The organism is Wujia sp. (assembly GCF_056872695.1).
On sequence record NZ_DBMFCD010000009.1, the window covers coordinates 84,297 to 97,520 of the forward strand.

12 protein-coding genes are annotated in these 13,224 nt (G+C 41.7%); 11 read left to right on the top strand and 1 reads right to left on the bottom strand.

Annotation, left to right across the window (positions count from 1 at the left end; translation table 11 throughout):
- The first annotated feature begins 1 nt into the window (after position 1).
- Both ACZQK9_RS09590 and ACZQK9_RS09595 read left to right on the top strand, forming a co-directional pair.
- Positions 2–652, top strand: coding sequence for an O-methyltransferase (locus ACZQK9_RS09590; protein ID WP_216506431.1), 651 nt, complete (start codon positions 2–4; stop codon positions 650–652).
- An 81-nt stretch (positions 653–733) separates the two neighbouring features.
- Entirely contained in the window at positions 734–1,993 is a 1,260-nt protein-coding gene (locus ACZQK9_RS09595; RefSeq protein WP_483270429.1) for a peptidase U32 family protein, read from the top strand.
- Here ACZQK9_RS09595 and sigK read toward each other — a convergent pair.
- Positions 1,965–2,588, bottom strand: coding sequence for an RNA polymerase sporulation sigma factor SigK (gene sigK, locus ACZQK9_RS09600; RefSeq protein ID WP_178017538.1), 624 nt, complete (start codon positions 2,586–2,588; stop codon positions 1,965–1,967). The genes ACZQK9_RS09595 and sigK overlap by 29 nt on opposite strands.
- A 117-nt stretch (positions 2,589–2,705) precedes the next feature.
- On the opposite strand from sigK, the gene ACZQK9_RS09605 reads away from it, so the two are divergent.
- The 9 genes from ACZQK9_RS09605 (at position 2,706) to ACZQK9_RS09645 (ending at position 13,217) form a co-directional block, all read left to right on the top strand.
- Positions 2,706–4,148, top strand: coding sequence for a lipopolysaccharide biosynthesis protein (locus tag ACZQK9_RS09605; protein WP_483270430.1), 1,443 nt, complete (start codon positions 2,706–2,708; stop codon positions 4,146–4,148).
- Positions 4,149–4,151: 3 nt separating this feature from the next.
- Positions 4,152–5,117: a glycosyltransferase family 2 protein gene (locus tag ACZQK9_RS09610; RefSeq protein ID WP_483270431.1), complete on the top strand. Its 966-nt coding sequence runs from the start codon at positions 4,152–4,154 to the stop codon at positions 5,115–5,117.
- Positions 5,098–6,096 carry an ATP-grasp domain-containing protein gene (locus ACZQK9_RS09615; protein ID WP_483270432.1) on the top strand — a complete coding sequence of 333 codons (999 nt, stop codon included), beginning with the start codon at positions 5,098–5,100 and terminating at the stop codon, positions 6,094–6,096. Before ACZQK9_RS09610 ends, ACZQK9_RS09615 begins: the two co-directional genes overlap by 20 nt.
- A complete protein-coding gene (locus ACZQK9_RS09620; protein WP_483270433.1) occupies positions 6,089–7,132 on the top strand; it encodes an FkbM family methyltransferase in 1,044 nt (347 codons plus the stop codon). Before ACZQK9_RS09615 ends, ACZQK9_RS09620 begins: the two co-directional genes overlap by 8 nt.
- A gap of 12 nt (positions 7,133–7,144) precedes the next feature.
- Complete coding sequence (locus tag ACZQK9_RS09625) at positions 7,145–8,263, top strand: DegT/DnrJ/EryC1/StrS family aminotransferase (protein ID WP_483270434.1); 1,119 nt, start codon at positions 7,145–7,147, stop codon at positions 8,261–8,263.
- Between the two features lie 17 nt (positions 8,264–8,280).
- Complete coding sequence (locus tag ACZQK9_RS09630) at positions 8,281–9,228, top strand: glycosyltransferase family 2 protein (RefSeq protein ID WP_483270435.1); 948 nt, start codon at positions 8,281–8,283, stop codon at positions 9,226–9,228.
- Positions 9,229–9,246: 18 nt separating this feature from the next.
- The gene (locus tag ACZQK9_RS09635; RefSeq protein ID WP_483270436.1) at positions 9,247–10,566 is read left to right on the top strand and encodes a hypothetical protein; all 1,320 of its coding nucleotides are present in this window, start codon (positions 9,247–9,249) and stop codon (positions 10,564–10,566) included.
- Positions 10,567–10,589: 23 nt separating this feature from the next.
- Positions 10,590–11,396: a glycosyltransferase family 2 protein gene (locus ACZQK9_RS09640; protein WP_483270437.1), complete on the top strand. Its 807-nt coding sequence runs from the start codon at positions 10,590–10,592 to the stop codon at positions 11,394–11,396.
- 93 nt (positions 11,397–11,489) lie between these two features.
- Entirely contained in the window at positions 11,490–13,217 is a 1,728-nt protein-coding gene (locus ACZQK9_RS09645) for a GspE/PulE family protein (RefSeq protein ID WP_483270438.1), read from the top strand.
- The last annotated feature ends 7 nt before the right edge of the window (positions 13,218–13,224 follow it).

Consider the following 13,224-nt stretch of genomic DNA (forward strand, 5'->3'; position numbering starts at 1 on the left):
TATGAATGAGTTTGCGAGAATTACTTCTTTTGTCCGCTCGATGGCGAAGGAAGATGCCGGAGCATTAGGAGAATTGTATCGGGATGCCGTAAGACGCGGTGTTCCGGTTATCCGACCGGAGGCAAGAGAATTATTAAAGACACAGTTACTATTGAGAAAGCCGAAGCATGTTCTGGAGGTCGGAACAGCCGTCGGCTATTCTTCTATCTATATGACGGGATTTCTGCCAGAGGGAGCGAAGATTACAACACTGGAATTGAGTGAGGAGCGCACCGCGGAAGCAAGGGAAAACATCAGACGGCTCGGAAAAGAAACACAGATTCAAGTAATCTGCGGAGATGCGGCAGAGACATTGAAGACACTTCCGGATGACGCATATGAGTTTGCGTTTGTGGATGCGGCAAAGGCACAGTATATATATTATCTGCCGGATGTGCTGCGTGTGCTCTCGCCGGGCGGCGTGATCGTGTCTGATAATATCCTGCAGGAAGGAGAAGTATTGGAATCCCATTTTCTTGTAGAGAAACGGAACCGTACGATTCATGACCGGATGCGGGAATATCTGTATGTGATCACACATGATGAACGGCTGGAAACAGCTATTCTGCCAGTTGGTGATGGCATGGCAATCTCGGTTGTGCAGGGAAAATAAAATATAAAATATCAGGATAGTTGGTATGTGCATGATTTCACTGAGAAATCAGGATACATACGAAATGAAAGAGGATTGAATATGGATAAGTTAGAAAAACCGGAATTATTGATACCTGCTGGAAGTCTGGAAGTATTGAAGGTGGCAGTTGACTACGGCGCAGACGCGGTCTATATTGGCGGCAAGAACTATGGACTTCGTGCGAAAGCCGGGAATTTTACAATCGAAGAAATGCATGAGGCGGCAGACTATGTGCATGCACATGGAGCCAAACTGTATGTGACGGTAAATATATTTGCACACAATGAAGATATTGAGGGAATTAAGGCATATTTCCATGAACTGAAAGAGACGGGACTTGAAGAAAAGATTGATGCATTTATCATTTCTGATCCGGGTATTTTTACACTTGCGAAAGAAATCCTGCCTGGTATCGAAATCCATGTCAGTACGCAGGCAAATAATACTAATTATCTGATCTATGATTTCTGGAGAAAACAGGGAGCTACCCGCGTGGTAGCGGCACGAGAGCTTTCTTTGAAGGAAATTAAAACCATCCGGGAACATATTCCGGCAGATATGGAGATTGAAGCATTTATGCATGGAGCGATGTGTATCTCTTATTCTGGAAGATGTCTGCTCAGCAGTTATTTTACAGGCAGAGACGCAAATCAGGGCGCTTGTACGCATCCGTGCCGTTGGAAATATGCGGTTGTGGAAGAAAAACGTCCAGGCGAGTATCTTCCGGTGGAGGAAGATGACCGGGGAACTTATATCTTCAATTCCAAGGACCTGTGTATGATTGAGCATATCCCGGATATGATTGACGCAGGAATCAATTCCTTCAAGGTAGAGGGACGTATGAAGACTGCTTTGTATGTGGCAGTTGTTACCCGGACGTATCGGGAAGCGATTGACGATTATTATACATCCAGGGAATTATATGAGAGTAAGATGGAACATTACCGACAGGAGATTGCAGCATGTACGTTCCGTCAGTTTACAACCGGATTTTATTATGGAAAGCCAAATGAGGAGACACAGATTTATGATTGCAATACCTATGTGAAGAATCGTGTGTATCTCGGCATGGTTGAGGACGTGACAGAAGCGGGCGAGCTGGTGCTCCACCAGAAGAACAAATTCTGCGTGGGAGATATCGTCGAGGTTATGGCGTTTGACGGCGAGAACGAGGATGTGGAGGTGCTCTCTATTCACGACGAACACGGCACAGAGATGGAATCTGCACCGCATCCAAAACAATTACTTTATGTGAAGGTTTCCGATTCTGAGAAGATCAGAAAAGGCATGATCATACGCACAAGGCACTGCGCAGCTTAAGCAGTGCCTTTTTTTCTATGCGTGATACATAAGACCGTGAGATGTGCAACAGATTGGAAATCTCTTTCTGTGTGAGTTCCCGGTTGTCAAACAGCCCATACCGGAGCGCGATTACCTGCTGCTCGCGGGCATCTAATATTTCTGTAAAAATTTCATTGATATTCCTCAGACTTTCCGAAGTGATGATATTGGACAATACGTTTTCTTCGTCCATGCGTATGACATCCATCAGACTGATTTCGTTCCCTTCCCGGTCGGTACCGATCGGTTCATACAAAGATATTTCACGTGCCTCTTTGCGTTCCTGACGAAGCCGCATAAGAAGTTCATTTTCGATACAACGGCTGGCGTATGTGACAAGCTTTGAGCCTTTGTCGGTATCATATGTATTGATGGCTTTAATTAGTCCGATTGTACCGATGGAAATCAGATCTTCCATGGAACGGTTTCCGGTCTGATATTTCTTGACGATATGCGCGACGAGACGCAGATTGTATTCTACAAGGATATTGCGCGCGGAAAGATCGCCCGCTTTCGCCTTTTGCAGGTAATGCGATTCCTCTTCGGGAGAGAGCGGGTGATGAAATGTCTGCATGGCTGCCTCGCTATCCCTCTTTGTATATACTATGACGAATGATGGGAAATAGTGCTTTTCCAAGATGGAAAAAGATGGTATGATTATAAAAGAAATGAACGAAAAAGGAAAATGATAATGAAACATGAAGATGAGCATAAATCAGATAGAATGAAAGTTATTACCGGTTTCTTTTGGAAGTTTGGAGAAAGAATCATTGTTTTGGGCGTTTCGTTTCTGATCATGGTGATATTGTCAAGACTGCTATCTCCATCAGAATACGGAATGGTTGCAATGGCGTTAGTGGTAATCAATATTGCAGATGTGTTTGTTACGGCAGGACTTGGAAACTCTCTGATACAGAAAAAAGATGCGGACTCAAAAGATTTTTCTACTGCATTTTATTTAAATGTTATCATTTCTGTAATTATATATATCTGTGTTTTTTTTATTGCACCATTGATAGAAAAATTCTTTCATTATCGTGATTTGTCGGCGGTGATAAGAGTTCTCTGTCTTAGGATACCGATTGCTGCAGTCAATTCTGTTCAGTGTGCATATATTTCAAGAAATATGCAGTTTAAACTGTTTTTTGGAGCAACGCTATGGGGAACACTGATATCTGGAGGAGCGGGAGTTGCTCTTGCTTTATCGGGATTTGGTGTATGGGCATTGGTGGTGCAGTATTTGCTGAATGCGGTGATTGACACATGCATATTATGGGTTCGGGCAGGTTGGAGACCTACAAAGGAATTTGATATAGCAACAGGAAAAGGTCTTTTTCGCTATGGGTGGAAATTGATGGTTTCCGGGTTACTGGATATGATCTATAGTCAGATTCGGAATTTGATTATCGGAAAAAAATATTCAGCTGCAGATCTTGCATATTATACGAATGGATCCCAGTATCCGCAGGCTGCAACATCGGCAATCAGCACATCCATAAGCAGCGTGCTGTTTCCTGTATTGTCTAAAAAACAGGAGACAGTGGATTCGGTAAAACAAATTACGCGACGTGCAGTCGGCATCAGTTCGTATCTGCTCTGGCCGGTGATGCTTGGAATTATAGTTGTTGCACCGTCTTTTATTACGGTGTTTTTGACTGATAAATGGCTGCCGTGTGTTCCGTTTATTCGGATTGCATGTATCGCATATGGATTTTGGCCTGTTCACACTGCAAATCTGGAAGCGTTAAAAGCAACCGGACACAGTGATATCTTTTTGAAACTGGAAATTATTAAATGCAGTATAGCGATTGCGATTTTATGTCTGGCTATGAGATATGGAATTATAGCGATTGCATTCAGTGCGGTGGTCACATCCATCATATCGTGCTTTATAAATGCATATCCGAATGTTAAAATATTGAAATATACATATCTGGAGCAGATATCGGATATTATGCCATCCATGATCAAATCCGCTGCAATGGCAGTTATTATATGGGGGATTGGAACACAATTAGAAAATAATCTGGTGCGGTTATGCGTGCAGATTGTGGCGGGGATTGTTGTATATTTTGCAATTTCGTTGATGACGAAAGATGCAAATTTTAATTATTTGAAGAAGCTGGTAAGGTGAGAGATGGATAATATAAAAGTCAGCATTTGCTGTGTTACATATAATCATGAGAAGTACCTTCGTGAAGCGTTAGATGGGATTTTAATGCAGAAGGTAAATTTTGAATATGAAGTCATTATTGGCGATGATCATTCTACAGATGCAAGTCAGGATATCATTCGTAGTTATCAGGATAAATTTGGAAAAAGAATGATTGCTTTTTTGGGAGATAAAAATATTGGAGCAAATGATAATTATGCAAGGGTGCAGTCGTGCTCACGGGGAGAATATGTAGTTGTATTGGAAACAGATGATAAATGGACAGATCAGTATAAATTACAAAAACAGGTCGATTATCTGGATGCACATCCCGAAGCTGTTGCAGTTGCACATAGATGTCAGGTGATTGACCAGAATTCAAACCGGATTGATATTGTGTACCCGGATTGCAAGAATAAGAAGTATACATTGAGACATTTTAGAAAATGGATTATGCCGGGACAGACAACATCAATCATGTATCGGAATTATCATACAAGAGATATAGGGGTAGACAAGGATTTTATATACAGGTGTTCGGAGCTTGGACCGGGGGATCGGTCGAAGATATTTTCTCTGCTCAGTGTTGGAGCGATTCATTGTCTGCCAGATGTTTTAAGCGAATATAGATTGGTCAGATATAGTGGAAACAGTTTTTCTGCAACCAATAAATTAAAATATAAAGATTATGCAGATTATTGGAAATGCTTTGTCACTTTTTCAGAAGAAAAAAGATTGCCTAAGAGTTTTGTAGATACTGCATACGCCATGTATATGGAGGCTATGCTGGCAAGCTGTTTTATACAACATGATATATCCATGAAAGAAATAAAAAAAGTATTGAAGATTCATAAGAACTGGGTAAAAATTTTTGGATATATTCTTGGACATATAAACCGTGTTATGTTTAATTGTGTGAAGGGATTTTTTAATGGAAAAGAATATTTGTAACAGAATATTGCTTACTGCGATTGGGTCAGTTTCATCAAAGGTCGTTTGCGAAAATATCAGGAAGACAGGGAATGTCAGGATATATGGATGTGATATATATCCGGAGATATATCTTTCGCAGGCACCATGGTTTGATGTATTTTATCAGGTGCCGAAGGTATCAGAACATGAGGCATATTGGGCGTGCATAAAGAAAATATGTCTGGAAAATAAAATAGATGTGGTTGTTCCTTTGATCGATGTAGAAGTAGATTTCTTGAATCAACATCGAAACTGGTTTAAAGAGAAAGAAATCATTCTGGCGATGACAGGCAGTGAATCCGTTTTGCTGGCAAGAGATAAAAAAGAAATGATGGATTTTGTTGATGAACAGTGCCTGAAGGGCATTAAAACAATTCCGACATATTATATCAACTCAAAAACAGAAGCAAATACAATACAGTTTCCGGTTGTGTGTAAACCGGTAGATGGTCGAAGCAGTCAGGGGTTACGGATAATCGAAACAAAAGAAGAACTACTTGCGATGCGGACAGTACTAAGCAGGCAGAAATATGTAGTTGAGCCGTATATCTGTGGAAACAGGATTGTAGTGGATGTTTTACGAAATGCGAATTATAATGAGTGTGTGGCTGTAGCAAGAAAAGAACTAATCAGTACACCGCATGGGTGTGGGCTTTCTGTATATGTATACAGGGATGTGGTTCTTGAACATGCATGCATGGAATTGGCAGAAAAAATGCATGTGAATGGTTGCGTAAATTATGAGTTTTTGCAAGATGAAAAAGGTGATTATTATTTTTTGGAGTGCAATCCGAGGTTTTCGGCAGGAGTAGTATTTTCTACTATGGCAGGATATGATTTTGTGTGTAACCATCTGCGGTGTTTCAGACAGGAACATATAGATGATTTTGGCGGAATTAAAGAACAATATATTGCCAGAAACTACGTGGAGTATGTTACGGGGGTAAAAGATGAATAATAATAATGTTTACGAACAGATATCCGGAAGTTCATTAAATATATACATATGGGGCGCCGGATCTATGGCGCGGGAAGTGTACTATAGATTACAGGAGCATGGTATATATGTGAAAGGGTTTGTGGTAAATGTAAAAGTGAAACCTGCAGATGAGGTGACATTTTTACCAATTGAGGATATAGAAGAAATAGAAAAGTCGGGAGTAGATATAGACATTGTTTGCGGACATGGACATTTTGAAAAAATATCAGATATGTATGCGTATGAATGTGTTCGAAAAGTCTATGTGATTCCGAATCCATATGTTCAATATCAGGGACCGGGAGAAAGCTGGGTGAATGAACATAAAGATGAAATTTTATCTACGCTGGATGGATTGGACGAGATATCCCGTGAATGTGTGGATTCGTATTACGAAGTACAAAATACAGGTGATGTATCTTGCCTTTTAAATAGAAATTTATATGTGGAAGATATATTCAACTATGATAAATTGGAAATCGGATATGACGAGGTCTATGTTGATATTGGGGCATATACAGGGGATACAGTACAAATGTTCAAAAAACATTGTAATTCCCGGTATGCGAAAATTATAGCAATTGAACCAAATAAAAGGGCATATCGGAGCCTTTGTGAAGATACAGCATGTGATGATCGAATTGTAACATACAATTGTGCGTTTGGTAAAATAAATGGCAAAACACTGATTGATACAACGGCTATGCAGTCATCACATGTGAGTGAGTCCGGGGATACGGAAGTAGAAGTATGTAGATATGATGATTTGCTATTGGATGAAAGCGTGACAATTATGAAAATATTTGTTCCGTTTATGGCTTTGGATATTTTGGAAGGTGCAAGGAAAAGTATTGAACGCTATAAGCCACGCTTGATTGTAAATGTAGGTGCTGATGATGGGACTCATATTTTAGATGTAATTAAATGGATGGAACAACTCCATGCGGGATATACAATCTCTGTAAGATATGATTTCCCGATGCCAACCAGATTATGTGTGTTTGCAACAAAGTAAGGGGGCTTATTTATGCCATACGATATATATGTAACAAAAGCGTCTCTTCCACCTATGGAGGAATACATAGAAGAGGTCAGATCTGTCTGGGATACGCACTGGTTGACGAATATGGGAGAAAAGCATGAACAGCTTCAAAATATGTTAAAAGACTACCTGGATGTTGATAACATTGAACTGCTTGTAAATGGACATATGGCACTGGAAATGACATTGCAGGCAATGAATCTGCAGGGAGAGGTTATAACAACGCCATTTACGTTTGCGTCCACAACACATGCAATTGTCCGTAATAATCTTGAACCGGTTTTTTGCGATATAGACGAGCAGACTTATACGATGGATGTCAGCAAAATTGAAAGTCTGATTACGGAACGTACCTGTGCGATTTTGCCGGTTCATGTATATGGAAATATATGTAACACAGAAGAAATCGATCGAATTGCACATAAATATGGACTCAAGGTTGTGTATGATGCAGCACATGCATTTGGAGAAACTTATAAAGGGAAAAGTGTAGGTTTGTATGGCGATGCATCCTGCTTTAGTTTTCATGCAACGAAGGTTTATAATACGATTGAGGGTGGCGCAGTTTGCTATCGAAGAGAGGAATTGGGACAGAAACTGTACGAATTAAAGAATTTTGGTATACATGGTCCGGAGGATGTGAATGCAGTTGGCGCAAATGCAAAAATGAACGAATTCTGCGCGGCAATGGGAATCTGTAATTTACGCCATGTGGATGAAGAAATAACAAAACGAAAGACATTGTATGAACATTACATGGAAAGACTGAAGGATACAGCAGGCTTACAATTGAATGAGATTCAATCGCATGTAAGATCGAATTATGCTTATTTCCCGGTTGTATTTGATGAGACTATATTCGGAGTAAGCAGAAATGAAGTATATGATTATCTGGCAGAAGCAGGTATATATACAAGAAAATATTTTTATCCTTTAACGAATACTTTTGCATGTTTCGAAAATAAATACAATGTAGATGATACGCCGGTTGCACGTAAGGTGGCGAATCGTGTTCTGACATTGCCGTTATATCCGGATTTGGATGTCCGGGATGTAGACCGGATCTGCAATCTGTTGTTACAATGCCGTTTTGACAAAAAATGATACGAGGGGTGAATGATATGGAACCGATATTGTTCTTGGTAATTCCATGTTATAACGAGGAAGAAGTCCTTCCTGAGACAAACCGGTGCGTAGGAGATAAACTCAGACGGATGATAACCGATGGAGTCGTTTCAGGAAAAAGCAGAATATTGTATGTGAACGATGGATCCCGGGATCGTACTTGGGATATCATACAGGAGTTATATCGACAGGATGAATATGTGACGGGTATTACCCTGTCAAGAAATAAAGGACATCAGAATGCGCTTCTGGCAGGACTTATGACAGCGAAGGAACATGCCGACATTGTAATCTCTATGGATGCAGATCTGCAGGATGATGTGGAAGTGCTGGATAAATTCGTAGAAGAATACAAGAAGGGAAACGACATTGTATATGGCGTTCGGAAATCAAGAAAGAAAGACACGGCATTTAAACGATGCACGGCACTTTCGTTTTACAAACTGATGCGGTTGTTCGGTGTGGATATGGTATACAATCACGCCGATTACAGACTGATGTCAAAACGGGCGTTAGATGGACTGGAGCGATTCCGGGAGGTCAATTTATTTCTTCGCGGAATCGTGCCTATGATCGGATATGCATCATCTACGGTGGAGTATGACCGAGGAGAACGTGTGGCAGGAGAGTCCAAATATCCGCTTCGGAAGATGTTCCGGTTTGCAATTGAAGGGATTACGTCCTGCAGTGTGAAGCCGATCCGCATGATTACGGCGATGGGACTGCTTGTAAGCTTTCTGAGTGTTGTGTATCTGATATACATATTGATTGGAAACGCCATGGGCTATACGATCAAGGGCTGGACGACAGTTATGGTAGTTATGCTCATTCTTGGAGGGTTTCAGATTTTCAGTATTGGAATTGTTGGTGAATATATCAGTAAGATATATCTGGAGGTAAAAGACCGGCCGCGATATATCATTGAGGACACAAAGATAAAATAACTGTGTTAGGGGTGTACAATGGAAAGAGAAGAGCAGCTTGCAAAAGCAAAATCGATATGTATAAGGATAATACCCTATCTGATCTATTTTCTGGTGCTCTTGTTCTATCATATTTATGGTTATCAGATGGATGGCGATGATCAGTATGTCGTCTCTGTTCTGAAACCATCTTTAAAACAGGAACTGCCAGGATTGATGAAACGAAGCTGCGAGGGCTGGAGCTCCCGTGTGTTGATCAACCCGCTTATCTGGATTTTATTGCATCTGGATATTCGTGTGTGGGGCACATTGGATATTCTGGTATTGATGGTGGGGCTCTGGTGCGTGATCCGCTTGTGTAATCCGGATAGATTAAATGACAATAATATGATAATTCTGGGTGTGGTCCTACTGTTTCCGTTTGATAATTTCCAGGAGGTGGGCTGGGTAGTCACATCGGTAAGCTATGCGTGGCCGTTGGTGGCAGCTCTGCTTGCGTGCATGACAGTGAAGCACTTTTTTGAGCATCAGAAGAATAGCTGGTGGTCTGTAGTTCCCATGTGCCTGCTGACAGTATTTGCAGTGAACAAAGAAGAATTGTCGGTCACGCTGGCGATTATATTTATATACACAGTATTTCTTTCTATCCGGGAAAAAAGACCGGATGGAGTGGTATATATACAGACAGTTATATCAGTTTTTGGCATCCTTTTCCATTTGTTTAACGCAGGAAACCGGGGACGTAGTAGTACATTTACGGAAGACGCACACATGACAGGGGTGGATAAGCTATGTATGGGATTTATCTCAACATTGCACCATTTGTTCTTTGATAAAGAAGGAAACTATTTTTTCTTATGCATGTGTATATTGATCTGTATTGTAACTTGCATGATGCAGACAAAACAGTGGGTAAAAATAATCTCGGTAATTCCTTTGCTGTTATGTGCGGTATCGATGATTACAGGTGTATTTTCAGACGCGGTGGAGTGTGACACATGGAGAGATACACGATTGATTCTACCGGTTGTACTTGCACTGCTTGGCGTTACATGTATTCTGATCTGCATGTATCAGATTCTGCAGGACAGACAGAAATTCCTGACTGTGTTTATACTTTTGTTTGCCGCGTTTGCAGGGAGGATGACGGTTGGATTTTCGGGGACAGGATTATCAGCATTTATAAGGACTTATACATTTTTATATTATATTATATTAGGAGTTGTGGCATGGTTCGTTATCAAATGTGAAGATGATACAACTGTGTTAGCGAAGAAAAAGATACTTTTAAATCGTGTGATCCTGTGGCTTGTGGTCATAAGTATTGTCAGAGCAACCTTTGTACTGGCAATTGTGTAATAAGAAGAGAGAAGGCTTGAAATATGGAGAAGGACAGAGAAAAAAAGACAGGCAGACATACGTTTGTTGTCTGTGCATATAAACAGTCAGAATATCTGGAGACGTGCGTGCGTTCTGTGTTAAGGCAGACTATACAATCGAAGGTGGTTGTGTGTACGTCGACTCCAAATCATCATATAGAAACGATAGCAAAAAAATATAGACTGAAATTGTATATCCGGGAGGGAAAAAGTAATATCCGGGATGATTGGAATTTCGCGATATCCTGTGCGGATACTCCGCTGGTTACGATTGCACATCAGGACGACATCTATCATAGCCGGTATGTGGAATCAATGTTAGATGCATTTAATGCCCGTCCGGATGCGACGACATTTTTCTCCGGATATCGGCCGGTCAAGAAAGATACGGTATCGCTGGATGCAAATTGTATTATACGTGCCATGCTTCGTGCACCGATGTGTGTGGACAGGCTTGCCGGTATCCGCTTTTTTAAAAGGCTGATTTTTTCACTTGGTAACAGCGTCTGCTGTCCGACGGTCACATATGCGGTGAATCGAGTGGGAAAGCCTGTATTTACATCATCCTATAAGTATAATATCGACTGGGATACATTCCGGAAACTTGCACAGCTTCCGGGGAGCTTTGCATATGATCCGCATGCGCTGGTCGGATATCGGGTTCATAATGGGGCGACAAGCAAAGAATATATTGATAATACTGGACGTTTTGATGAAGATATGCGGATGTTTACAGAGATCTGGGGGAAAACGATTGCACGGATGATCATGCGATTTTACACAAGAGCGTATGACACATATAAGGATTAAAAATGACAAAATTATGGTAAAATAATTGTTTTTTTTTCAAATAGGCTATGTTATAATTAAAACACTATAAATATTTTATGAGAGGGTATTGCTATGCGGATAACTGGAGGAAGAAAGAAGATTCGTATAGGTGATTTGCTTGTTGAAGCGGGGGCTATTACGGAAGAAGAGCTTCAGGAGGCACTTGCCTATCAGAAAGAGAATGGTGGCAGGATCGGAAATGTTATCATGGAACTTGGCTTTATCAGCCAGGAGCTGTTGATCACAGTACTGACCACGCAGATGGGAATTGATTACATTGAACTGAAAGCCTGCAAGCTGGATGAAGATTTGCTGAAACAGATACCGGAGAACCTGGTCAATAAGTACAAGGCACTTCCGATTGGATATGATGAAGCAAATCCAAACATTCTGCGCGTGGCGATGGTCGATCCGATGGATCTGAACGCCATCGATGATATCGGTATTGCGATGAATGCGCAGGTGGAACCATTGCTTGCGATGGAAGACGATGTTATGGAGGCGATCGGCAAGTATTTCGGTAATGCACAGGCGATGGAGGCTGCGGAGCAGTACCGGAAAGAAATGCAGGAAAACGGTATGACCGAAGCCGATCAGGATGCGATCAATGAGGATGTCGAGAATTCCCCGATCGTACTTCTTGTAAAACAGATTATCGAGGGTGGTGTCAGACAGAGAGCTTCCGATATTCATATTGAACCACTGGAGAGCAGTGTGCGTGTCCGGTATCGAATCGATGGTGCGTTAAAGCATGTTATGACCTATGATATTGGTCTTCTGGCAGGTATCAGTGCCCGTATCAAGATTATTGGCGGCATGGATATCGCAGAGAAACGTAAACCACAGGATGGTCGTATCACAATCATGGTAGACCGTAGAGAGTATGATGTCCGTGTATCTATCCTGCCTACGGTTTACGGCGAGAAAACCGTTATGAGACTTACTTCCAAGGATGGACTCACAAAACCGAAGAGCGCCCTTGGATTTGGACCAAAGGAATTAAAGGTATTTGATGGTATCCTGAGTAACCCACACGGAATCATTCTGGTTACAGGACCTACAGGATCCGGTAAATCAACAACGCTGTATACATCACTGAGTGAGTTGAACACGGAAGATGTAAATATCATCACCGTTGAAGATCCTGTCGAGGCGAATATCGACGGTATCAATCAGGTGCAGGTAAATGTAAAAGCAGAGCTGACTTTCGCGGCAGCACTTCGATCCATCCTTCGTCAGGACCCGGATATTATCATGATCGGAGAGATTCGAGACGGTGAGACAGCGCAGATCGCGGTACAGGCGGCTATCACCGGACACCTCGTTGTATCAACCTTGCACACAAACTCTGCAGCATCCACAGTTACACGTATTATCGATATGGGTATTGAACCATATGTTGCCGGCGATGCTCTGGTAGGCGTGATTGCACAGCGACTGGTTCGCCGCCTTTGCAGCTCCTGCAAGCAGGCGAGACTGGCAGAACCGGAAGAGAAGAAAATACTTGGCGTAAAACCGGAAGATATGGATGACGATGTGATTATCTATGAGCCGGTTGGATGCCCACTTTGCGGCGATACCGGCTATGCAGGACGAATCGGTGTGTACGAGATGATGCCGGTATCAAAAGAACTGCAGGCAGTTATTTCGAAGGGCGCTACGGCGGATGTCATCGAGAAACAGGCATTAAAGGAAGGTATGCTGACATTGAAGATGGGTGCAGCACAGCATGTACTGAATGGTATCACATCGATCAGCGAGATGAAGAAGATCACATACGAGACAGGCGAAGAATATTAAAACTATA